The sequence below is a fragment of the Psychrobacter sp. 1176_08 genome (assembly GCF_052850615.1).
On sequence record NZ_VXCU01000010.1, the window covers coordinates 29,558 to 52,524 of the forward strand.

Consider the following 22,967-nt stretch of genomic DNA (forward strand, 5'->3'; position numbering starts at 1 on the left):
ATAAAGTGAAAAACAGAGGAGTTGTCTTAAATTATCTCGACATACCTCTATTTTCAATCATCCAAGTTATACCAAGATATTGATTCATCCTTCTATTATTCAACTATCTAAGAATTTACTATGATCTCAGTTTCCAAACTTCCCCTATGTTCAAACGTCTTATCAAAGAGATTGTTGATGACTGGTGCTGTGCTACTTGGCTCTTTGGCTCTACAGGCACAAGCTGCAACGGTCAGCGTCAGCAACCATCCAATGTCTCTGCTCAGTCAAGCGGTCACTGAAGGCACACCCGCTGCCAATCAAATCCTACAAGCTGGTGATGTCGGGCATCATGGTAGTATTAGTCCGAGTGATAAAAAAGCCATCAAAGACAGCAAGTATGTGGTTTGGTTTGGTGACGCTTTAGAAAATAGTCTTACAGGAAGTTTAAAGACCGCACCCAATGCCATTGCACTATTCGATTTTAAGGCCTTTAATCGTCATCCGCTTCGTGATATCACAGGTGCACCGATTGCAGGTACTCTTGACCCGCATATCTGGCTTGATCCAGAAAACGCTAAAGCCATCACCCGCGCATTGGCAGTTATTCATAGCAACGCCAATCCAGAATATAAAGAAACTTACCAAGCCAATACCGAAAAATTTGCTCAGCGTATGGATGCAGCCGTCGCTCAAATCCAAAAGACCAGACAAAAAGCTCGTCCTTATTGGGCATATCATGATGCGTATCAATACATCGAAAAAGCAGCACAAGTAAAGCTGGCTGGCAGTTTAAGCCCAGATCATCACTTGTCTCCAAAAGCCAGTCAATTGCGTTGGTTGAACGAACATCGTCCTACTAAACAGATGTGTTTGGTCAATCAGAGCACAGCAGCAAAAGGCCTACTTGCTAAGCTACAGCCAGTCAGCACTACCGTACAAATTGAAGACATGAGTGACAGCCAAGAATTTGTAGAAGGTTGGACAAATATGGCGCAGCAAATCAATCACTGTATCGATGGTAAATAAGATTAAATGCAACCATTGACCAAATAAGTGTTAGTATACGCACAAATCAAGTCAATCAAATGTAGATAAGACTTGGTTTTGGTCATGGTTTGATGTTAAATAATTGACAAATTTAATATTATGCTTGCTTAAAGGAGTTAGGCTCCTTATAATAAGTAGCGTTTTATTTTGGTTAAAAAGTAATGATATAGCGTAAGCTGTTTAAGGATAAAAATATCGTACGCATAGGTATACGACATTATCCTGCTGCTATAATGCTATAGGAATACTCATGACCAAGCCTGCTAAACGCACACAAAAAGATAAAATCGGCATCTATATCAAACGCCAAGCATGGATATTATTTATTCTTATCCTGATTGTTTGGGCACTAGATACGGTTTGGCTTAACAGTAGTCAGTTGACCATAGCGAAAAGTACCGCGATTGGTGCGCTACTTAGTTTTGTCACTCAAGCAGTATTCGCTTTTTTTATTTTTTGGTATACCGGTTATCGCGCGCGCCAACATATTGTTAGCCAGCTTTACCGAGGTCAGATGGCCAAATGGTTATTGACCGTGTTTGGTTTCGCACTAATTTTTATTACCGTACAACCCCTATCAGCGCCTGCGCTGTTTATCGGTTTTATGGTAATGCAAATTAGTCACAGTTGGATGTTGTGGCATATACGCTAGTGTTAATAAATAATCGCTATGCAGATAATTGATTAATAGCACTCAGCAAGTCACCCTGCCGTCCAGCTTCTCTATGACTAGTTTTATCAAGTCAAAGCATAAAAGCTGTTTGCAAACAGTACCGATGATTTTTGAACCGCTGTATGAGCGTTTGAAACAAACGCAACATGCAATGAATGAGTAATGGAATAGACAGAAGGTTCTGTTCAAGATAATTAAATATTTACAATTTAATTATCCTTACAAAGCTATATTAGTAAACGTTACTAGTGGCTAACTTATTCATACAACGGACAAAAAAATCATAATTGACTTTACACGAATACAACGCTGCATTAATATAAGCGGCTCAATATTCTGCTTATAAGCGCTGCACTAAGCGCCAGCTGTGAAAACACGGTATTAAGCAAGCACACATATAATAATTTTGCGTATACATGCAAGGGCTATTACTGAATTATCATAAGCCCTTTTTTGATAACCAAAATTTATTTCAAGTTATTACATTTTGCATTAGTAATAGAACTATGGGTTGGATGTTATTGGTTATATGAGCGCTTTAATATAATTTATTTATTTGCTAATTAGTATGATAAATAAATATATCAAACCTCATCAAATGACAACCATATTTTTGGTAGTTGATTAAATCGTTGATTAATAAGAAGCTTACATTATGGCATCCGAACAAACATCATCAGAATATATCTCTCACCACTTAACGAATTGGACGTACGGCTATCTGCCGGGCGAGGGCTGGAAAGTTGCCTATACTGCTGAAGAAGCAGGGCTAATGGGCTTTAAAGCTATCCATCTTGATTCTATGCTATGGTCAATTGGTCTGGGCGTTTTATTTTGTACCATTTTTTGGATGGTTGCAAAAAAAGTCACTTCAGGCGTGCCAGGCAAAACTCAAGCAGCGGTTGAGATGATCGTCGAGTTTGTTGATAGCAATGTTCGTGATTCGTATAGTGGTACTTCAAAATTGATTGCGCCATTGGCGTTAACCATTTTTGTTTGGATCTTCTTGATGAACTTGATGGACTTAATACCTGTTGACTTTATTCCAGGTATTGCGGGTCAAATTGGCGCTGCTATGGGCCACGATCCACATCATGTTTTCTTTAAGATCGTTCCAACGACTGATCCCAACATCACGCTTGGCATGTCATTCTCTGTCTTTGCGCTGATTATCTTTTATAGCATTAAAGAAAAAGGTTTGGGCGGCTTTATTGGTGAATTAACACTACATCCATTTAGTGCCAAAAACCCAATCGTACAAGCAATTTTGATCCCTATCAACTTCATCTTAGAAGCCGTTACTTTGATCGCTAAGCCAGTGTCACTTGGCTTACGTCTATTCGGTAACATGTACGCTGGTGAGTTGATTTTCATACTGATTGCTCTAATGCCGTTTTGGATTCAATGGGCGTTATCGGTACCGTGGGCTATCTTCCACATCTTAGTTATTACACTTCAAGCGTTCGTATTTATGATGCTGACGATAGTTTACATGTCGCTTGCATCATCAACTGAACATTAATTAGACATTCAATAGGTAAATGAGGATACATCAATGGATCCAGTATTAGGTGGTTACACAGTTATCGCAGTAGCGCTACTTATCGGTCTTGGCGCACTTGGCACAGGTATTGGTTTTGCTATTCTAGGTGGCAAATTCTTGGAAGGTGTTGCGCGTCAGCCAGAGCTTGGCTCACAATTGCAAACTCGTATGTTCATCGTAGCAGGTCTTCTTGATGCTATTCCGATGATCGGTGTTGGTATTGCTATGCTATTGTTGTTCGCTAACCCTCTAGCAGGTTAATCCGAAAGCTCAGTTGTAAATGTTTGGTACTCAAGTGCTTTCTATTAGATATAGTCAAAATTTGACTGCCAAACATGATCAATGAAACTGATTTTTCATTAACAAAGAGGTGATCACGTGAATATCAATTTTACCCTCGTCGGTCAAGCCATTGCTTTTGCAATATTTGTGATTTTTTGCATGAAATTCGTGTGGCCACCACTTATCGGTGCCATTAATGAACGTCAGCGTAAAATCACTGAAGGCCTGAATGCCGCAGAAAAAGCGAAAGCAGATTTGGCAACCGCGGAGCAAGAGGTCCAGAACGAACTTGATCTTGCAAAAACCAAAGCTGCTGCTTTAATCGAGCAAGCGAACAAGAGTGCAAATCAGCTTGTTGAAGATGCCAAAGCGCAAGCCCAAGCGGAAAGCGAGCGTATTCGTCAACAAGCTCAAGCGTCTATCGACCAAGAAATCAATCAAGCGCGTGAGTCATTGCGTGCCCAAGTCGCTGAACTAGCAGTACTTGGTGCAGAAAAGATTTTGCAAGACAAAGTCGATGTGCAAAAACATGCCAGCATGTTAGACCAACTGGCGGCGAAGCTGTAATTGTGAGGATATAATGGCTGACTTATCAACATTAGCACGACCGTACGCTAAAGCCGCGTTTGACTATGCCAACGAAAACGGGGTAGTAAATGAGTGGGAAGATTTCTTATTTATTGCCAGTACCGTTGTCAATGACAAGTCTTTTAGCACTTGGCTAGACAATCCAGCTGTTTCTGCTGAGCATAAGTCAGCTGCTTTGATCGATCTTTATGATACACAAATAGCTAGTCCTAATGACTCTGCTTTTAAGCAATTGTTAGGTGAGACTCGAGGGGTTCGCCCTGACAGTAATGCCAGCTATCCAAATGTATCAGTAGCACTTAGTAACTTCGTTAAACAGTTATCAGAACAAGAGCGTCTGGCGCTGCTTCCTGAAGTTTATGAGCATTATCGCCGCCACAAGGCAATAAGCTTAAAGCAGCTTGACGCATATGTGACCTCTGCCTATCCATTGACCGACGCCCAGCGTGAAACGCTTCAAACGCGTCTTGCCGCATCGCTAAATGCTAGTGTGGTGATTCACGAGGCGGTCGATCCGAGTCTATTGGCAGGCGCCACCATCAAGGTCGGTGACAAAGTCATTGATGCTTCGATGCGCGGCAAGTTACAACAGTTAAAAACACAGCTAACTGCCTAATACCATTTATTAACGTAGTCATATAACAACTACGTAATTATCAGAGTATTTAAGTCAGTGGGCGGGTTATCATAAATTAAAGGAAACAAGGCAATGCAACAATTGAATCCAGCGGAAATCAGTAACCTGATTAAGCAGCGTATTCAAGACCTTGATGCGGGTGCAACTGCAAAGAATGAAGGCACGATTGTCAAAGTATCTGACGGTATCGTGCAGATTCATGGTCTTGAAGATGCCATGTACGGCGAAATGATTGAGTTTGAAGGCGAAATCTACGGAATGGCGCTTAACTTAGAGCGTGATTCTGTCGGCGCGGTAGTACTTGGTGATTACCTAAAGCTGCAAGAAGGTCAAAAAGCCTATTGTACTGGTCGTATCCTTGAAGTACCAGTAGGTCCTGAGCTGCTAGGTCGTGTTGTTGACGCCTTGGGTAATCCTATTGATGGCAAAGGTCCTATCGATGCCAAAATGACTGACAAAGTCGAAAAGATCGCCCCAGGTGTTATCGATCGTCAATCAGTAGATCAGCCAGTAATGACTGGTTATAAAGCCGTTGATACCATGATTCCAATTGGTCGTGGTCAGCGTGAACTTATCATTGGTGACCGTCAAACGGGTAAAACCGCGATGGCTATCGATGCGATCATCGCTCAGAAGTCATCTGGTATCAAGTGTGTATATGTGGCAATCGGTCAAAAACGTTCGACCATTGCTAACGTTGTACGTAAGCTTGAGCAAACAGGCGCATTAGAATATACCACTGTTGTGGTAGCTTCAGCATCAGAGCCAGCAGCACTACAGTACATTGCACCGTATTCAGGTTGTACGATGGGTGAGTACTTCCGTGATCGTGGTGAAGATGCATTGATTGTATTTGATGACTTATCAAAGCAAGCAGTTGCTTATCGCCAAATTTCACTACTATTACGTCGTCCACCAGGTCGTGAAGCTTATCCTGGTGATGTATTCTATTTACACTCACGCTTACTTGAGCGTGCATCACGTGTAAATGCTGATTACGTAGAAAAATTCACTAATGGTGAAGTGAAAGGTAAAACAGGTTCTTTAACTGCGCTACCTATCATTGAAACTCAAGCGGGTGACGTATCTGCATTCGTACCAACAAACGTGATTTCAATCACTGATGGTCAGATTTTCTTAGAGTCAAGCTTATTTAACTCAGGTATCCGTCCAGCAGTAAACGCTGGTATTTCGGTATCACGTGTTGGTGGTGCTGCTCAGACTAAGATCATCAAAAAGCTATCTGGCGGTATTCGTACGGCTCTGGCTCAGTATCGTGAATTGGCTGCATTCGCTCAGTTTGCCTCAGATCTTGACGATGCGACTCGCGAACAGCTTGATCATGGCGAGCGCGTTACTGAACTTATGAAGCAAAAACAGTATCAGCCGATGTCAATTTCTGAACAAGCTGCTGTTATTTATGCTTCAAACGAAGGGTTCTTAGCTGACGTTCCTGTTGAAAAAATTGGTTCTTTCGAAGAAGCTTACTTACGTTACATGCATGATGAACAAAGTGAATTGATGCGTGAGATTGATGATACTGCGAACTATAACGATGATATCGCAGGTCGTTTAAAGTCAGCTTTAGAGACCTTTAAACAAAATCACAGTTATTAATTTAACGGGTTAAACCGAATTGGTTATAACTGTCGTTTATAAAGTGGCGCGTTGTCTAACCAGATATTTGCGCCACTGTTTTAACCATTGACGGTATTAGATCGCGTAATGCACAAGATATAAAATATTATTCTATAAGATTGATGTTATATATTAAATGATTGTTGCATGCGCCAATGCTTTTTAACCCTCTTATATTGGAATCATTATGGCAAGCTTAAAAGAGATACGTGCCAAAGTCACCAGTATTAAAAGCACCCAAAAAATTACTCGTGCTATGCAAATGGTAGCAGCAAGTAAAATGCGTCGTGCTCAAGAGCGCATGGAAGTGGGTCGCCCGTATGCTGATAGTATGCGCCGGGTTATTTCACATTTGGTGCATGCCTCATCAGACTATAAGCATCCGTACATGGTATCGCGTCCAGTCAATAAGGTTGGCTATATTGTCATTACCTCTGACCGCGGTCTGGCGGGTGGTTTGAATATTAACTTATTCAAAGCTTTATCTAAAAGTATCCAGCAGTATCAAGACCAGTCAGTACAAGCTGAATTTGCAGTCATTGGCGCTAAAGGTGTGAGCTTTTTCAAAAACTTTGGTGGAAAAGTGACGTCAGCAGTGACTGATTATGGCGATAAACCCACGTTTGAACAACTAAATGCACCAGTTCAGGCGATGCTTGAAGACTATAGTAACGGTAAGTTAGACCGTATTTACGTGGTATACAATCAGTTTATCAATGCTATGACACAAAAGCCGACCGTCAATCAGTTAGTGCCTTTACCAGAAGGTTCACTAGATGGTGAAGACAGTGGCATACAGACAGAGCTTAGCTGGGACTACATCTACGAGCCTGACATCAAGACGTTGATTGATGAATTGCTTGGCCGTTATATTGAGTCGATTGTTTATCAAGCGGTAATGGAAAACATTGCCTCTGAGCAGTCCTCGCGTATGGTAGCGATGAAAGCAGCAACAGATAATGCTGGTGACCTTATTAACGATTTACAGTTGGTTTATAACAAGCTGCGTCAAGCGGCGATTACCCGAGAGATTTCGGAAATCGTTGGCGGTGCTGCTGCTGTTTCATAATTGACTACACCTATATATAGAAGTTCAAGGAGAACGCAATGAGTAGCGGTCGTATTGTACAGATTATTGGCGCGGTTCTTGACGTTGAGTTCAACCGTAACGAAGTTCCTCAAATTTTTGATGCCTTGCAAGTTGATGGCACTGAAACCACATTAGAAGTACAGCAACAGCTGGGTGATGGCATCGTACGTACTATTGCGATGGGCTCAACTGAAGGTTTGAAGCGTAACCTACCAGTTACTAATACTGGTGCACCTATTTCTGTGCCTGTTGGTACTGGTACGCTAGGTCGTATCATGGATGTTCTTGGTCGTCCTATCGATGAAGAAGGTCCTGTAGTAGCTGATGAAAAGTGGAGCATCCACCGTAATGCGCCAAGTTATGCAGAGCAGTCAAACAGTACTGAATTGCTAGAAACTGGTATTAAAGTTATCGATCTGCTTTGCCCGTTTGCTAAAGGTGGTAAAGTTGGTTTGTTTGGTGGTGCTGGTGTTGGTAAAACCGTCAACATGATGGAATTGATCAACAACATCGCTCTTAAACACGAAGGTTTGTCAGTGTTTGCGGGCGTCGGTGAGCGTACTCGTGAAGGTAACGATTTCTATCACGAAATGCAAGAAGCTGGCGTTGTAAATACCGAAGACTTTAGCAAATCTAAAGTAGCAATGGTATATGGCCAGATGAATGAGCCACCAGGTAACCGTTTACGTGTTGCTCTATCTGGTTTGACCATGGCTGAATACTTCCGTGATACGAAAGATCCTGCTACTGGCAAAGGCCGTGACGTACTATTGTTCGTTGATAACATCTACCGTTATACCCTAGCAGGTACGGAAGTATCAGCACTGCTTGGCCGTATGCCATCAGCGGTTGGTTACCAGCCAACACTTGCTGAAGAGATGGGTTTATTGCAAGAGCGTATTACTTCAACTCAGTCAGGTTCAATCACGTCAGTTCAGGCGGTATACGTACCTGCAGATGATTTGACCGATCCATCACCAGCAACCACGTTTGCTCACTTGGATGCCACTGTTGTACTGAGCCGTGATATTGCTTCACAAGGTATCTATCCTGCGGTTGATCCACTTGATTCTACGTCTCGCCAGTTAGACCCACAAGTCATTGGTGAAGAGCATTATAATGTTGCTCGTGGTGTACAGGTAGTCTTGCAGCGCTATAAAGAGCTCAAAGATATCATTGCTATTTTGGGTATGGATGAGTTATCAGAAGAAGATAAATTGGTTGTTTATCGTGCTCGTAAGATTCAGCGCTTCTTGTCACAACCATTCCACGTAGCTGAAGTCTTCACTGGCGCACCTGGTAAATATGTTGCGCTACGCGATACCATTGCTAGCTTTAAAGCAATCATTGCAGGTGAGTACGATGACTTACCAGAGCAAGCATTCTACATGGCTGGTGGCATTGATGAAGTAGTCGCTAAAGCAGAGAAAATGAAATCTACTGCAGCGTAAGTTGTGTTAGCATTTGCTAAAGAGCAGATAGGTTTTCACAGCCTATTTGCTGGTAGGTATAACGCATCGCAGTTTTGATTGTAAGGAGTTAAGTATGGCAACGTTACAATGTCGCGTCGTAAGTGCTCGCGAAGAGCTGTATTCAGGCGAAATTAGCATGTTAATAGCTACTGGCACCGAAGGCGAGATTGGTGTATTGCCAGGTCACACACCGCTTATTACTTTGCTGAAACCGGGTGCAATGCGAGTGCAAACACCAGACGGTGAAGAAGAAGTAATTTATGTATCAGGTGGTGTGCTAGAAGTACAACCAAAGATGGTAACAGTATTGGCTGATACGGCTACGCGCGCTCACAATCTTGACGAAAGTAAGATCGTTGCAGCACGCCAAAAAGCTGAACAGATGCTAGTCAACCAGTCTGATACGGTACAAACCAATGCAGCGTTAGCTTCGTTGGCAGAGTCAGTAGCACAGTTACAGACCATCCGTAAATATAAAAATCGTGCTTAAGATTATTGTTTACAAGGTTGAATCTGACTTTAGACGATAATAAAGGAACAGTCCATTATGGGCTGTTTTTTTATACCTACTATTCACTCTCTTAGCTGTCTTAGAGCGTATCAAACTGAGATATTAATAGGATAGCATCTATAGTATAGGCGTGATTGAGAGTATTTTTCGCAATATGCATATGAATAATAAGTGCATAAAACAATATTAAGAAATTATTAAAAATGTTGCTAGCGACAATGATAATATGTCGTTATATTAGATATGATAGATAATAAGTATTGAGTAGGAATCGAACGCGATGTTACTGTAAAAGCTACTAAGCTTGATTACTTCTAGATATTTAAAGAGTAAAAGGTTGATATACCTACTTTGCTCACTGTCATTCACTTAGAGTGCGTAATATTCGGACGTAGACTAAAGTTTTAATGAGTGTAGTTTATAGGTTTTGTTAACGACTATAAGCTATAGTATAGGAAGCTGTAGGTTTAATAGTATACTGTGCTACCAAGTTTGTAACAGCTATACGAACATCAATTGCACCAGTTTATGGTGCTATTAATTTTACCGCTCTTACTTTTACTGCTTTTAAATTAGATGTATTAGAGGATATAACAATGACAACGACTGAAGAAGACAACACCCCCCGAATCTTAATTGTTGAGGATGATGAGCGTCTGGCCATGTTGACGCAAGATTACTTGGTCAAAAACGGTTTAGAAGTAGCAATTGAAACTGATGGTAACCGCGCCATTCGCCGTATCGTCAATGAACAACCAGATTTGGTCGTACTTGATGTCATGCTTCCTGGTAGTGATGGTCTTACTGTGTGCCGTGAAGTTCGCCCTCATTATCAAAATCCTATTTTGATGTTGACTGCGCGTACTGAAGATATGGATCAAGTATTGGGTCTTGAGATGGGTGCTGATGATTATGTCGCAAAACCTGCTCAACCACGCGTATTGCTTGCTCGTATTCGTGCTCTACTACGTCGCTCAGAAAACGCACCATCAGAAGATGTGCCACAGCGCTTAGAGTTTGGTGAACTGGTTATCGATAATGGTGGACGCTCTGTCAACCTAGGCGATGAGTTGGTTGATTTCACCAGTGCTGAATATGATCTATTATGGTTACTTGCTTCGAACGCTGGCCGCATTTTATCACGTGAAGATATTTTCGAGCGTTTACGCGGTATTGAATACGATGGTCAAGATCGTTCAATTGACGTACGTATTTCTCGTATTCGTCCAAAAATTGGTGATGATCCAGAAAACCCGAAACGCATCAAAACGGTACGCAGTAAAGGTTACTTGTTTGTGAAAGAGGGTAACTAAGTCTATTTTGCTTATCTAGTATCTTACTGGCTATTACAGTAAAGAAAAAACCAGCCTATACGCTGGTTTTTTTTTGACTAAACTTTAATTTTTAAACTTAAATGCAGCGTTATGTGGTTTAATTAAGCGATTATTGATGAGTGCTGACTAAATAGACAAGATTAGAATGCAGTTTTATGAAGTGGGCACATATCAGGTAGAATATAGCAGCCAAAATGGTCTTTACTCAACAGTGCTCCGTATCATTTATAATGTAGCGTTCATTTATAAATAATATGAGCAGTTTTTATTCATTAAGTTGGTCACGGCACGTATGTCATTAGTTTCTTCTTTAAAACATAGTATTTTTGTTCGTATTTATGCTGGACTACTCATAGTCTGTCTGTGTGTAGCATTGTTTGCTCAGCTATTGATGGATACAATCAATAAAGAACGCGTGCAGTCCTACCGTGAAAGTATGGCAAATGGGGCATTTCATCTGGTGAGTGAGGGAATCGCACATCAGGACAGTGAGCAGCAGCGCGAATACTGGTTATCAGATGCCAGCAGCTTATTTGGCTCAAAATTCAGTATTATTCCTATCGATGAAGTAGATTTTAACGGCAGTGAACTGAGACGTTTTGAAAGTGGTGGTACAGTCGTTCGTTATGTCAGTCAGCCTGTCTACGCTGATGTCTATTATCGTCTGCCAGATAAACAGAATGTTTTGACGGCAAGAATATCGCAAGTGACTGAACAGCAAGTACGAGCAATCGCTGTTTTCTTATTAGATGATTTGTCCTATCACATGACATTGGCAGATAAACGAGCACGTTTGGATCAATTAGAAGAAAAATTTACTTTTCCATTGGAATTAAGAGCAGCAAACACATTAGATCTGGATACAGATCAGATGGCGCGCTTGCGACGTGATGAAGTGGTTATTTCATTACAGGACACCAATAGTAGTAAAAGCAATTCGGCTATTAAGATTGTGGTACCTTCTGAAATCAACGACATGGCAATTTTGATTGGGCCCGTACCATTATTTAATTGGTTTCCTCTCAACCTGATCATCAGTATGATTCTTATCAGTATGTTCTTAATAAGCTTGGGTGTCTATGCACTGATTTTCCCACTCGAGCGCAAACTGCAATTGATCCAAGTTGGTGTTAATGAAGTCAGTAAAGGCAATCTGGATATTCAAGTCCAGGTCATTGGACAAGATGAAATTGCTCGTCTATCGGCAACCTTTAACGCGATGACTTCGCACATCAAACGTTTGATTGAGTCACAGCGCGAGTTGACGCGCGCGGTCTCGCATGAGCTACGTACACCTGTTGCCCGTATTCGTTTCGCTGTAGATATGTTGGCGGATACTGACGACGAAGATTCTCGATTTATGCAGCGTGACTATATCGATGAAGATATTGAAGCACTAAATGGTTTGATTGATGAAATTTTGACTTATGCTAAGCTAGAAGAAGGCTCACCAAAGCTAGATTTGGAGCCGGTCAATCTTAGAGAGCTATTGGAGCAAGTCGAACGTGAGACCAATGCCTTAGGTAAGCCGATCAAAATCGTGACTAAATTACCAAGTGCTAAAGTAACGGCAATTGCAGATCGCCGTTACTTACACCGTGTGATTCAAAACCTTGCTGGTAACGCATTACGATATGCAGAAACGACAATTATCATTAGTGCTGGGGTCAAAAAGGGTAATGCTTTTGTGACAGTCGAAGATGATGGTCATGGTATTCCTGAAGCAGACCGTGAAAAGGTGTTCATTCCTTTTTCACGTTTGGATGACAGTCGTACACGTGCTTCTGGCGGCTATGGCTTGGGTCTATCGATTGTGTCGCGAATCGCTTTTTGGTTTAATGGTGGCATGAAAGTCGATGAGAGTGAAGAGCTCGGAGGCGCCCGATTTGTCATGACATGGCCGATCAAACCTCTGACACAAATCCTTGCTGCAGATGAATTAACACAAGAGAAAAGCGAACGTGATTTCGACGCTAAATAAATTCGTCATATGAGATGACAGGTTTGTTTTGGTCAAAATTAAACGTATAGGTTAATCAGATTATGGAATCCTTTGATTAACCTATAAACAGACTATTCATCACTGATAGTAATTTTGAAAACAGCTTGAAAATATAGGAGGGCAAAGGATGCCATATTTATTCGGCGGTTTGGTACTTTTAAATGCGATAACCTTGGGCTATTACCTTTTCTTGCAGCAGCCATCCACGACTCAAACCTTAAAAGCGGCGCAAGAAGACATTACTCAACCCTTAGCGTTTACCAACAGTGCCAAATATATTCCGCCTATGATTGGGACTAAAGACTAGACGCTGTCTAAAAATATGGGCATAACACAGCACCTGACACAGGTTTTCTTCCCTTTTTTTCATTTACTTTCAGTTTTTTGATTCAGCTCATTATTATCAGTGCTGATATTTTGTTCTGCATCCGCAGCCATGGTTGTATCGCCCGCTACTTTAGAAAGTAGAGGGATGCGCACACAGACTTGCAAGCCGCCATCAGGGTGGTTGATAGCCTCTACTGTACCGTGATGCAATCTTGCAATACGATCTACAATGGCAAGACCAAGACCACTGCCTTGTGTGGTACGGGCGGTCTCTCCACGCTCAAACGGCTGCATGATTCGCTCTAGCTGGTCTTCTGCAACACCATCACCGCAGTCGCGCACACATATCAATAGCTGCTCTTGTGCTTCTTTATTAACAACATTTTCACTGATAACATCATCATCGTCTTCTGCAACAGTCTCAATAAAGGTTGGCACGACAGTTGCGGATAGATAAATTGGTGGCTCGCCATACCGTTTTGCGTTATTGACCAAATTGATGATCAGGCGTTTGATAGACAAGGGACGTATGGGCACCACTTTGTGACATTCTGACTGATAAACAAAAGCCATCGGCGCAAATTGCACCATAATTTCATTAAAAATAGTGTCTAGATTGGTTAAGCTGACAGGTTCATCGGAGCCATCTTTCATAAATGAGATGAACTGCTCCAAAATGGCATCCATGTCTTCAATATCATAAATCAACCCTTCACGAAAAAAGTCATCTGGTAGCATCTCGGCGGTCAACCGCATACGAGTTAAAGGCGTACGCAGATCATGCGAAATACCTGCAAGCATAATCGTTCGTTCTTTTTGTGCTTGGTTCAGCGTGGTGAATAGACGGTTAAATGCCATATTCACTTGACGTATCTCAGTAGGGCCTTTTTGTGTTGGCAGCGTGGTTGCGTGTCCAAGTCGAATGTAATTGGTTGCTGCCCGTTGTAAGTATCGCAGTGGGCGGTTTAATTGTCGTGCCAGTAAGATGATGGTCAATAGCGATAAAATAGGCAAACCAATGAGAAATAGCACCAATAATCCTGGACTATACTGCGAGTAATAGACCACCGGTTCGCGAATCCAAAAGCTATCATCTCGACTGTCTTGTACCCAGAGTTGCGGTGTTGGCTTGAACTTAAAATATACCTCAACAGGTCGCCCTAACTGCGCACTGATTTCACGCTGTAATACGTCAGTAAATACGCCTACAAAGGCTTTATCAGACACTTTTGGAAAGTCATTGGGGTTGTTTACCACCACCACATGTGAATGCTCGTAAACCCAGCGTCGTACTTCAGGTTGATCCTTCCAGTCTTCGTTGACGCTAATCATGAGCCGTAATTCGCTGGTGAGGTAGCGGGCATGGTTTTTGAGTTCGGGTAAATACAGACTGCGCCAAAAAAACAAAATCGACAAGCTCACACTGATGAGAACAATGAAAGACACCATTAAGGTTGTCAGCCAAGTGTTGGAATAAGAGCGCGCGAGCCAACTTCTACGGCGGGGTGGTGGGTTTGGTTTGGTCATGTGAATCCAAAGTGTGAAGATGGGTTTTATTAAATCCAATACGAAGTCCATGCCCCACTTATATCGTAAGGGCGTGACTTTTTTCACTATTATATCAGTGCAACTCTATTAGGGTATGGCAGTGACATGTTGTTATAGAGTATCACAATTTATAAGTAACCCTGATGGCTTTAAAGGGTGGTGACTCTACCAATTTTGATACTTAAATAAGCTATGGTATCTGACTGTTTTGGTCTAAGTAAGGGGCAGATGAGCATAGAAATTGCGGGCTAAATATCAAGGATAGCTAGCAATTGTATTGTACATCGATACGCATTTAAGCTATTGTTAATAAATAATTAAATAAGCACAGTTTATGTTTTCAATAAATCAAGACTGTGATATAATTATGCCCTTTTTGGTATACCTGCGAAAGAGAGAATTCACATGGTTGTTATTCGTTTAGCACGGGGCGGTGCCAAGAAACGCCCATTTTATCAAGTAGTTGTTGCTGATCAACGCCGCGCGCGTGACGGTCGCTATATTGAAAACATCGGCTTTTTTAACCCACTCGCTAAAGAGTCTGAAGAAGCGGTACGTTTGAATATGGAAGCGTACAATGCGTGGATCGCAAAAGGTGCACAGCCTTCAGATCGCGTTGCTTCATTAGCAAAAGCTTACAACAAGTCTGCAGCTCAAACTGAAGCAACTGCTTAAGTTTTTGTGACTGTTATCAAGATGCCAATGGCATGACTTGATAGACTTTAGAACACATAGCGTAACTGGTCTAACCAGTGTACGCCATTAACTGTTTATCGCTTTTGACTCAATTGTTTTTACAATTGCTGTTTAAATCATCGTTAGGTTAGCTGTTATGTCATCTGTTCCAAACGCTAGTGCCCTTATGAAAATTGGTCAGCTTAAAAAGCCCTACGGTATCAAAGGCTGGCTTTGGGTATTTAGTGATACTGATGATCGAACGGCGATATTCGACATGCAGCCGTGGTGGATGAAAACCGCCACAGGTATGAAACCTTTGACTGTTAAAGCTTGGCGTGAACAAGGGACAGGAATTGTGGCTCAATTTGAGCAAGTTCCTGACCGTAATGTTGCTGAGACCATGAACGGGGTGACCGTTTGGGTCGAGCAAAACGTTTTGCCAGAAACAGCCGAGGACGAATATTATTGGTCGGATTTGGTCAGCTTGCGCGTTATTAATGAGCAAGATGAGTATTTAGGCAATATTACTGAGATGTTTGAAACCGGTGCCCATGACATCATGCGGGTAACAGCAAATTCAGACAGCTTGGACAATGAAGAACGCCTAATTCCCTGGCATAAGCAAACTGTGATAGAAGTCGATATGACTGAAAAAACAGTACTTGTGGCATGGCCAAGTGACTATTAATATAACTTTTGGCTTTATAGCCAAGCGTTTTCAATAGGAACTCCGACTTTTTAGCCGTTATTCAAGTAGACATCAGATGTATTGTGCCGTCATTAGTATTTTCCCCGAGATGTTTGCGACGATTCGTGAGTTTGGTATTACGGGTCGGGCAGTGACTCAGGGACAAGTTACGATTGATTGTATTAATCCACGTGATTATACCGAGGATAACTATCGTCGCATTGACGAACGTCCGTATGGTGGTGGTCCTGGAATGGTGATGATGGCTGAGCCATTATCAAAAGCTATTGAGGATGCGCGCTTGCGTGCTGGTCAGTACGGTTGCCGTGTCGACAGTGAGCATTGTCCGGTGATTTATATGTCGCCGCAAGGACAAACGCTTAATGAAAGCAGCGTGGTCAGTATGGCTAAGTATGACGGCATGATTCTATTATGCGGTCGTTACGAAGGTATTGATGAGCGTTTGCTGTCGCAGTATGTCGATATGGAAATATCGATTGGCGATTATGTGCTGACAGGTGGTGAACTGCCAGCAATGGTACTGATGGATAGTGTGATACGTCGTTTGCCTGATACCATGGGTGATGATAAGTCAGCTGAGCAAGACTCTTTTGTTGATGGATTGCTTGACTGCCCACATTATACTAAGCCCCACGAGTTTGCAGGTATGGCAGTGCCGGAAGTGTTACTTTCAGGTCACCATGCCAATATCGCTAAGTGGCGCTTTAGCCAACAAGTCAGTCGTACGCAAGCGCGTCGTCCAGACTTATGGCAAGCGTTTACACCAACGATAGAGCAAGCAAAATGGTTAAAAGCATTGGCAAAAGCAAATAAAAAGTAGCTTTCATGGCGCTGAATTTTTTTAAAAAGTGCATGGAACGTCATTTCGATATACTGTTAAGTAGTAAAATTTTGAGCAATAATAAAACGGGTCATAACATAATGGCCGTTGGTTATAACCCCTTTACGTTGTGTCTCACTATAAAGAGATACGATTAATTATTACAAACAGGTGATATGCGTTAAGCCTCTATTATCTAATGTGAGGAGATAACTCTCATGAGCAACAAGCATCCATTGGTTCAGGTCATCGAAAACGCTCAATTGCTTGAGCGCCCAAACTTTGCACCCGGCGATACCGTTGTGGTTCAAGTAAAAGTACGTGAAGGTGAGCGTGAGCGTCTACAGGCTTTTGAAGGCATTGTAATCGCTAAGCGTAACCGCGGTGTAAACTCAGCGTTCACTGTACGTAAAATCTCAAGCGGCGTTGGTGTTGAGCGTGCATTCCAATTGCATTCACCAATCATTGACAGTATTGAAGTGAAACGCCGTGGTGCTGTTCGCCGTGCGAAACTGTACTACTTACGTGAGCGTTCTGGTAAATCAGCACGTATCCGCGAAAAGCTTCCTGCTCGTTCAGCTCAGAAAAAAACTGACGCTGGCGTACCTAATGCAGTTGACACTGCGCCTGGTATTTAAGCAGCAGCTCATTGCTCTTAGTTGATCGGAAATTTTCGGTTGACTAAAAGTAAGGTAAAAGTAGATACAAGCCCTTATTCATAGGTTTATTTATAAATAAGCGGGCCATACCAAAAAAGACAAAACCCCAATCTATGCGAATGCTAGATTGGGGTTTTTGTATGTGCAAAGATAATTGTAAATTAAGCGCTCAGCATTGATCTGTATTTTTTAACTCTTCAAGCTAGTCATCTAGATTTTCTATGCGACTACTTTGGTCTTTAGACTTACTGTACTTACGTAATCGAATATATATTGTCTTAGTAATCGTGGCGATCACTTTTTGCTGATCATCGACGATATCGGCTTGGTATTCACGAAACACAGCATCGCCATCTTTTGCCAGCTCTTGGATAGTCATAATCTCAGAGCTGGGTATCTTCATTCGCGTGGTTACTTTGCTATTACCTGGCGCAATAAATTCAATGTGCGAGCTTTTATCCCAGACCACGTAACTGTTGCCCAGTTGGTGCATGAGTATCAGCATATAAAATGGATCAACCATTGAGTACAAGCTGCCACCAAACTGTGTGCCAACGATGTTTTTATTCAGGCTATTCAATCCCATACTCACCACGCAAAGCCCTTGATCAAGGTCGATATGATCAATTTTGATACCCGCGCCAACATAGGGTGCATATGTATTGATACGTAGCTTGAGCAAATGAGGCGTCAGCAACGGCATGATGTTCTTTTTGGCTTTGCGTTTTAATGTCTCAAAGTTGATGGGTAGTAAACTCATAAATTAATCCTACTATCTTGCTTCTGAATCTTTTGTATTTGCCAGTCGAGAGACGTTTATTAAGTCTTCAAGATCAATGGATAATAAAAGCTCTCATCATAATTAAAAATTATGTATGTCGCTAGTCTTAAAGTGGCTAAAGGCAGCAGTACCATAATGATGATGGCAAGCTGAAAAAACGCTTCATCTGATTACTTTCATAGTAACGTATCAGTATCTTATATTCTAATGTTACTTTCAAAATACAGAGACAGCTTTCAGAAAGACAGTCATAAATTTTGAGTGATGGCTCGCCATAATGAACATAATATCTCTAAATGGTTATAAGTTCGTATTTCAAGGTTCGTTGACATACAATAGTCTGCAATTCTTGGCTAGGCCTAGAGATTGGATAAACATTCACATCTCTAGGCTTAATCAACCGCAACCTCAGCCGATATTAGGAAATGTGATGAGTGATACACAGCTTCCCACTTCAGGAGCCAATCCGCAGCACCCAACCCCCTCTGATAATGATTTACACGCAAGCTATGTAGACTTGCATAAGCCCAGTTCACATTTTGAAAATCGTGATGCTTACTTAAATCATGAACTACAGATCATGCAGCCAAAACGCTGGCGGCCTAATTTGCCGTTCCGCGATTATCGTTTTGAGTATGAAGATACCATTCCAGCGATGGCCGCAACCATTGGAAAAGTGGTGATGGTCGGTGCTATTGCGGCAACTTTTGCAGGGCCGTTAGGTTTAAGTGATGCATTTGTTTTAGAAAATGTACGCTATGAGCTTTTGATAGTTTCATTTTTTATAATTTTATTTTCAGGGTTTTTACTACCGACTGCCAACCTTGCTGGTACTCATGGTCCGCTTATCCCACTCATTCCTATTGTTGTTGCTGCCGGGGGTCACCCCATGGCATTTGGTTTGCTCATTGGCGCTTTTGGTTTGCTGCTGGCAATCAGTAAAGGAGGCAGTTTGCTGGCAAACTTGACCAGCAAAGGCGTGTGTGGCGGTTTGCTACTTTATCTGGGTTTTATCGGAACCACCTCTCAAGTCAAAAATCTATTTGCTTGGGCCGAAGGTATTGGCATGGCACATATTGCTTTTGTGGTGATTCTTCTGACGATTATCCTCTATGCGGTGCTAGAGAATTTTCAAAAGCGCTGGCTTGCGGTTCCTCTCAGCTGTTTATTAGGCGGCGGCGTTGCGTTTGCTATGGGAGCACCATTTGCATTTGAAACGGCGCCTGGATTACCAAACATGAACCCAATGTACTGGTGGGGTGAAAATACGGGTTGGATGTTGGGGTTACCCACAGTTGAAAGCTTTATTGTGGTCTTACCATTTGCGGTACTAGCGGTAGCCATGTGGTCACCAGACTTCTTAGGTCATCAAGTATTCCAAAAAATCAGCTATCCAAAACGTACTGAACGTGTGCTTATGGATATCGATGATACGATGACCAGTGCTTCTATTCGTCAAGTTGCAGGCTCAATACTTGGGGGCGCAAATTTTGCGTCATCGTGGGGAACTTATATTGTGCCCGCAGCGATTGCCAAGCGTTCCATTCCTGCAGGAGCAGTTTTAACAGGGCTGTTTTGTCTTATCGCTGGTATTTGGGGCTATCCTATGGATCTGGCCATCTGGGAACCGGTTATGTGTGTGGCGTTGATCGTTGGGGTCTTTATTCCGCTTCTTGAGGCAGGGATGGAGATGACACGTGAAGGTAAAACAACGCAGTCTGCTGCCATTGTGGTATTTGCTTCAGCTTTAGTCAATCCAGCTTTTGGTTGGTCGATTACTTTGGTATTAGATAACTTAGGTCTTATTGGTTCAAAAGAGCGCAGTGCCAACCTGTCGAAAATGAGTCGCTGGATTATCCCTGTCGTTACTTTTGTGATCTTAACTGGGGTTATGGCAATCGTTGGCATGTTGCCTGGTATTCCAGCGTTATTACCGAATTTTCGTCACTAGATACTTCGTGTCTTATCCAGAAAGCCAGCCTTGTGCTGGTTTTTTGTGGCGATTGCAAAATCGTACGTTGGCTTGCAAAACCCGTTACGTTGCCCCATAAATGTTGGTATTACTCACATTTTTGAGAGCAAAAAATTCTATGGTCAATGTCTCAGCATCGAGTCCCGTCGACGATAAAAAAGCCCGCCTTAAGCATTTGATTCAACGTCTACCGAACCTACCTGGGGTATATAAAATGCTGGGTAAAAATGGGGATATTTTGTACGTTGGTAAAGCAAAATCATTAAAAAGCCGTGTGAACAGCTATTTTGCCAAGACGATTGATCATCCAAAAACACGGGCGCTGGTGGCTCGTATTCATAACATCGAAACCATCATTACTCGTAGCGAAACGGAAGCGTTGCTGCTTGAGCAAAACCTGATTAAAGAGCATCGTCCCCCTTACAATGTGCTATTGCGTGATGATAAATCTTATCTTTATGTGTTTATCTCAGCGGATAAGCCGTATCCAAGATTGGCTTATGGTCGCGGCAAAGGCAATCATCAAAAAGGTCGATTTTTTGGCCCATTCCCCTCAGCCCATGCTGCCAAAGAAACGCTGGTATTGATGCAAAAAATGTTTCAAATGCGTCAATGTACCAATACTTTTTTTAAGCAGCGTAAGCGTCCTTGTCTTGAGTATCAGATCAAGCGTTGCCGTGCGCCTTGTGTGGGTTTGGTGTCACCCGAGGAATATAGCGAAGATGTCAATAACACCATTCGCTTTTTGAAGGGCGATTCTGGTGATATCCATAGCACGTTGATTGAAAAAATGGAGGGCGCTGCTGAAGCATTGGATTTTGAAAAGGCGGTGTTTTATCGCGATCAGCTGTCAATGCTGCGAGAAGTACAAGCGCGGCAGGCGGTTTATACGGTAGAAGGCGAGGCTGATGTGATTGCCATTGCCAGTCAAGCAGGTATGACTTGCGTCAATGTATTAACCGTACGTGGCGGGCGTGTGTTGGGTGGTAAAAATTACTTCCCTGATGTCGATAGTAGCGAGCCATTAGCGGACAACTTATCGGCGTTCATCACCTCGTTTTATTTTCAGGTGACCGATGACTTGCCAGCAGAGATTATTTTAAGTCATGAGCTACCTGACCAAAATGCGGTTGGTGAAGCATTGGCGACACATTTTGGCAGTAAGGTGGTCATCAAGACTAGCGTGCGTGAGCATCGGTCAGAATGGTTGGATTTAGCAAAATTAAATACCAACAACGCCCTAAAAACCAAATTGGGCGATTATTTAGAGCTGCATGCGCGTTTTGGTGCGCTAAAAGAGGTGTTGTCTGATGTCACAGAACGTACCATTGATCGGATTGAGTGTTTTGATATTTCTCATACGATGGGTGAGGCAACGATTGGTAGCTGCGTAGTCTTCGATCAAGGCGGCTCGCGTCGTCGCGATTATCGCCAGTACGCCATTCATGACATTCAAGGCGGTGATGACTATGCCGCGATGAAGCAAGTCTTGACGCGTCGCTATAAGAAACAACCATTGCCTGACTTGTTGCTCATTGACGGCGGTAAAGGCCAGCTTGGTATCGCAAAAGAAGTGCTGACAGAGCTGGGTATCTTGGGAGATACGCTGCTCATCAGTGTGGCAAAAGGCGAGGGACGTAAAGCAGGTCTTGAAGTCTTGCACTTTATCGATCATGAGCCGTTAGATCTGCCGATGGACAGTAAGGCACTGCATTTATTGATGCACATTCGCGATGAGGCGCATCGTTTTGCCATTACTGCGCATCGTAAGAAGCGTGACAAGCGCCGCTCGTCGTCAGTGCTGGAGGTTATACCAGGGTTAGGCGAAAAGCGCCGTCGTGACTTACTCAATCACTTTGGTGGTATGCAGCAACTACTTGGCGCATCCCAGCAAGAGCTGGCAGGCGTACAAGGGATTGGGCCTGTACTTGCAAAAACCGTCTATAAAGTATTGCATGAGTAACTTTGCATGACTGAAGCTGTATAGCTACTCGACAGTTATTAAATAACTATTAAATAAAAAAGGGTCTGCCTCAGATAATCTTATTTATCAGAGGCAGACCCTTTTTTGATATACCAAAACCTGCTATTCAGCAGCATCTACTTTATAAGTCGTAAACTTAAAGCTTAAAGCGCTTTTGTCATCGTGCATTTGCTCAGACTCTTTTACTGCTTTAAAGCGCTCTGGCAGCGTAGGATAAAATGCGTCACCATCAGTAATATCAGTATCGACGTGGGTCAGCTCAATACGATCGGTATACATCAGTGCATCATTGAACACGCGCTCACCACCAATGACCCAAATCGTCTCAAGATGAGCACCGTGAGCAAGACTGGCCGCTTGCGTTAAGGCATCGTCTAAATTATGCACCACATGAGCGTTGTCTTTGCCGACCAGACCTTTTTGCTCAGCATAATCCATTTGAGTGCTGATGATAAAGCTCACACGTTTTGGCAACGGCTTGCTGCCCATCGACTCAAATGTCTTGCGACCCATAATGACAATACCTTGTATGCCACCATCATTCTGTATGGTCGTCATCTGTTTAAAATGCTGCAAATCTGCTGAGATATGCCACGGCAACTCGTTGTTCTTACCGATACAGCGATTGCTACTAATCGCAGCGATTTGGGCAACTTCAGTGTGGGCATAACTCATAATTTATCCTTATTT

Annotated in this window: 22 protein-coding genes; 19 read left to right on the forward strand and 3 right to left on the reverse strand. The window is 42.5% G+C overall.

The window, feature by feature from the left end; genetic code table 11:
- Positions 1-177: 177 nt before the first annotated feature.
- From FW759_RS12515 to FW759_RS12575, 13 genes are all read left to right on the forward strand, one after another.
- Entirely contained in the window at positions 178-1,008 is an 831-nt protein-coding gene (locus FW759_RS12515; RefSeq protein ID WP_228139870.1) for a metal ABC transporter solute-binding protein, Zn/Mn family, read from the forward strand.
- 271 nt (positions 1,009-1,279) lie between these two features.
- Positions 1,280-1,681: an ATP synthase subunit I gene (locus FW759_RS12520; RefSeq protein ID WP_062845641.1), complete on the forward strand. Its 402-nt coding sequence runs from the start codon at positions 1,280-1,282 to the stop codon at positions 1,679-1,681.
- 676 nt (positions 1,682-2,357) lie between these two features.
- Positions 2,358-3,224 (forward strand): F0F1 ATP synthase subunit A, encoded by an 867-nt coding sequence (atpB, locus tag FW759_RS12525; protein WP_062845640.1) that lies wholly within the window; start codon positions 2,358-2,360, stop codon positions 3,222-3,224.
- A gap of 33 nt (positions 3,225-3,257) precedes the next feature.
- The gene (gene atpE / locus FW759_RS12530; protein WP_010197960.1) at positions 3,258-3,506 is read left to right on the forward strand and encodes a F0F1 ATP synthase subunit C; all 249 of its coding nucleotides are present in this window, start codon (positions 3,258-3,260) and stop codon (positions 3,504-3,506) included.
- A 117-nt stretch (positions 3,507-3,623) separates the two neighbouring features.
- A complete protein-coding gene (locus tag FW759_RS12535; RefSeq protein WP_062845639.1) occupies positions 3,624-4,094 on the forward strand; it encodes a F0F1 ATP synthase subunit B in 471 nt (156 codons plus the stop codon).
- 13 nt (positions 4,095-4,107) lie between these two features.
- A complete protein-coding gene (locus tag FW759_RS12540; RefSeq protein ID WP_446443160.1) occupies positions 4,108-4,731 on the forward strand; it encodes a F0F1 ATP synthase subunit delta in 624 nt (207 codons plus the stop codon).
- A 93-nt stretch (positions 4,732-4,824) separates the two neighbouring features.
- Positions 4,825-6,369: a F0F1 ATP synthase subunit alpha gene (gene atpA / locus FW759_RS12545; RefSeq protein ID WP_062845637.1), complete on the forward strand. Its 1,545-nt coding sequence runs from the start codon at positions 4,825-4,827 to the stop codon at positions 6,367-6,369.
- A gap of 208 nt (positions 6,370-6,577) precedes the next feature.
- Entirely contained in the window at positions 6,578-7,459 is an 882-nt protein-coding gene (gene atpG, locus FW759_RS12550; RefSeq protein ID WP_062845636.1) for a F0F1 ATP synthase subunit gamma, read from the forward strand.
- 38 nt (positions 7,460-7,497) lie between these two features.
- A complete protein-coding gene (atpD, locus tag FW759_RS12555; RefSeq protein ID WP_062845635.1) occupies positions 7,498-8,931 on the forward strand; it encodes a F0F1 ATP synthase subunit beta in 1,434 nt (477 codons plus the stop codon).
- A 94-nt stretch (positions 8,932-9,025) separates the two neighbouring features.
- On the forward strand, positions 9,026-9,442 hold the full coding sequence (locus tag FW759_RS12560; RefSeq protein WP_062845634.1) for a F0F1 ATP synthase subunit epsilon: 417 nt from the start codon (positions 9,026-9,028) through the stop codon (positions 9,440-9,442).
- Between the two features lie 617 nt (positions 9,443-10,059).
- Positions 10,060-10,776 (forward strand): response regulator, encoded by a 717-nt coding sequence (locus FW759_RS12565; protein WP_010197939.1) that lies wholly within the window; start codon positions 10,060-10,062, stop codon positions 10,774-10,776.
- A 313-nt stretch (positions 10,777-11,089) separates the two neighbouring features.
- On the forward strand, positions 11,090-12,778 hold the full coding sequence (locus tag FW759_RS12570; RefSeq protein WP_131400059.1) for an ATP-binding protein: 1,689 nt from the start codon (positions 11,090-11,092) through the stop codon (positions 12,776-12,778).
- A gap of 148 nt (positions 12,779-12,926) precedes the next feature.
- Complete coding sequence (locus tag FW759_RS12575) at positions 12,927-13,106, forward strand: hypothetical protein (protein WP_062845632.1); 180 nt, start codon at positions 12,927-12,929, stop codon at positions 13,104-13,106.
- Between the two features lie 59 nt (positions 13,107-13,165).
- On the opposite strand, the gene FW759_RS12580 is transcribed toward FW759_RS12575, so the two are convergent.
- The gene (locus FW759_RS12580; protein ID WP_446443161.1) at positions 13,166-14,653 is read right to left on the reverse strand and encodes an ATP-binding protein; all 1,488 of its coding nucleotides are present in this window, start codon (positions 14,651-14,653) and stop codon (positions 13,166-13,168) included.
- Positions 14,654-15,079: 426 nt separating this feature from the next.
- On the opposite strand from FW759_RS12580, the gene rpsP reads away from it, so the two are divergent.
- The 4 genes from rpsP (at position 15,080) to rplS (ending at position 17,519) form a co-directional block, all read left to right on the forward strand.
- Complete coding sequence (gene rpsP, locus FW759_RS12585; protein ID WP_021812802.1) at positions 15,080-15,349, forward strand: 30S ribosomal protein S16; 270 nt, start codon at positions 15,080-15,082, stop codon at positions 15,347-15,349.
- Between the two features lie 157 nt (positions 15,350-15,506).
- Complete coding sequence (gene rimM / locus FW759_RS12590) at positions 15,507-16,040, forward strand: ribosome maturation factor RimM (RefSeq protein WP_446443162.1); 534 nt, start codon at positions 15,507-15,509, stop codon at positions 16,038-16,040.
- 76 nt (positions 16,041-16,116) lie between these two features.
- Positions 16,117-16,881: a tRNA (guanosine(37)-N1)-methyltransferase TrmD gene (trmD, locus tag FW759_RS12595; RefSeq protein WP_446443163.1), complete on the forward strand. Its 765-nt coding sequence runs from the start codon at positions 16,117-16,119 to the stop codon at positions 16,879-16,881.
- 218 nt (positions 16,882-17,099) lie between these two features.
- Positions 17,100-17,519: a 50S ribosomal protein L19 gene (gene rplS, locus FW759_RS12600; RefSeq protein WP_062845628.1), complete on the forward strand. Its 420-nt coding sequence runs from the start codon at positions 17,100-17,102 to the stop codon at positions 17,517-17,519.
- A 223-nt stretch (positions 17,520-17,742) separates the two neighbouring features.
- On the opposite strand, the gene FW759_RS12605 is transcribed toward rplS, so the two are convergent.
- Entirely contained in the window at positions 17,743-18,300 is a 558-nt protein-coding gene (locus FW759_RS12605) for a DUF4442 domain-containing protein (RefSeq protein ID WP_084387357.1), read from the reverse strand.
- A gap of 451 nt (positions 18,301-18,751) precedes the next feature.
- On the opposite strand from FW759_RS12605, the gene FW759_RS12610 reads away from it, so the two are divergent.
- Both FW759_RS12610 and uvrC read left to right on the forward strand, forming a co-directional pair.
- Positions 18,752-20,272 carry a DUF3360 family protein gene (locus tag FW759_RS12610; RefSeq protein WP_446443164.1) on the forward strand — a complete coding sequence of 507 codons (1,521 nt, stop codon included), beginning with the start codon at positions 18,752-18,754 and terminating at the stop codon, positions 20,270-20,272.
- Between the two features lie 139 nt (positions 20,273-20,411).
- Positions 20,412-22,256 (forward strand): excinuclease ABC subunit UvrC, encoded by a 1,845-nt coding sequence (gene uvrC / locus FW759_RS12615; RefSeq protein ID WP_446443165.1) that lies wholly within the window; start codon positions 20,412-20,414, stop codon positions 22,254-22,256.
- A gap of 123 nt (positions 22,257-22,379) precedes the next feature.
- On the opposite strand, the gene FW759_RS12620 is transcribed toward uvrC, so the two are convergent.
- Entirely contained in the window at positions 22,380-22,952 is a 573-nt protein-coding gene (locus FW759_RS12620) for a dihydrofolate reductase (RefSeq protein WP_446443166.1), read from the reverse strand.
- Positions 22,953-22,967: the final 15 nt, after the last annotated feature.

Coding starts and splice junctions, on each gene's coding strand:
- atpA (WP_062845637.1), top strand. CDS start 4,825: ATGCAACAATTGAATCCAGCGGAAATCAGTAACCTGATTAAGCAGCGT.
- FW759_RS12520 (WP_062845641.1), top strand. CDS start 1,280: ATGACCAAGCCTGCTAAACGCACACAAAAAGATAAAATCGGCATCTAT.
- atpB (WP_062845640.1), top strand. CDS start 2,358: ATGGCATCCGAACAAACATCATCAGAATATATCTCTCACCACTTAACG.
- uvrC (WP_446443165.1), top strand. CDS start 20,412: ATGGTCAATGTCTCAGCATCGAGTCCCGTCGACGATAAAAAAGCCCGC.
- FW759_RS12575 (WP_062845632.1), top strand. CDS start 12,927: ATGCCATATTTATTCGGCGGTTTGGTACTTTTAAATGCGATAACCTTG.
- FW759_RS12540 (WP_446443160.1), top strand. CDS start 4,108: ATGGCTGACTTATCAACATTAGCACGACCGTACGCTAAAGCCGCGTTT.
- FW759_RS12605 (WP_084387357.1), bottom strand. CDS start 18,300: ATGAGTTTACTACCCATCAACTTTGAGACATTAAAACGCAAAGCCAAA.
- FW759_RS12580 (WP_446443161.1), bottom strand. CDS start 14,653: ATGACCAAACCAAACCCACCACCCCGCCGTAGAAGTTGGCTCGCGCGC.
- FW759_RS12560 (WP_062845634.1), top strand. CDS start 9,026: ATGGCAACGTTACAATGTCGCGTCGTAAGTGCTCGCGAAGAGCTGTAT.
- FW759_RS12565 (WP_010197939.1), top strand. CDS start 10,060: ATGACAACGACTGAAGAAGACAACACCCCCCGAATCTTAATTGTTGAG.
- FW759_RS12515 (WP_228139870.1), top strand. CDS start 178: ATGACTGGTGCTGTGCTACTTGGCTCTTTGGCTCTACAGGCACAAGCT.
- atpD (WP_062845635.1), top strand. CDS start 7,498: ATGAGTAGCGGTCGTATTGTACAGATTATTGGCGCGGTTCTTGACGTT.
- rimM (WP_446443162.1), top strand. CDS start 15,507: ATGTCATCTGTTCCAAACGCTAGTGCCCTTATGAAAATTGGTCAGCTT.
- FW759_RS12610 (WP_446443164.1), top strand. CDS start 18,752: ATGAGTGATACACAGCTTCCCACTTCAGGAGCCAATCCGCAGCACCCA.
- trmD (WP_446443163.1), top strand. CDS start 16,117: ATGTATTGTGCCGTCATTAGTATTTTCCCCGAGATGTTTGCGACGATT.
- FW759_RS12570 (WP_131400059.1), top strand. CDS start 11,090: ATGTCATTAGTTTCTTCTTTAAAACATAGTATTTTTGTTCGTATTTAT.
- atpE (WP_010197960.1), top strand. CDS start 3,258: ATGGATCCAGTATTAGGTGGTTACACAGTTATCGCAGTAGCGCTACTT.
- rpsP (WP_021812802.1), top strand. CDS start 15,080: ATGGTTGTTATTCGTTTAGCACGGGGCGGTGCCAAGAAACGCCCATTT.
- atpG (WP_062845636.1), top strand. CDS start 6,578: ATGGCAAGCTTAAAAGAGATACGTGCCAAAGTCACCAGTATTAAAAGC.
- rplS (WP_062845628.1), top strand. CDS start 17,100: ATGAGCAACAAGCATCCATTGGTTCAGGTCATCGAAAACGCTCAATTG.
- FW759_RS12620 (WP_446443166.1), bottom strand. CDS start 22,952: ATGAGTTATGCCCACACTGAAGTTGCCCAAATCGCTGCGATTAGTAGC.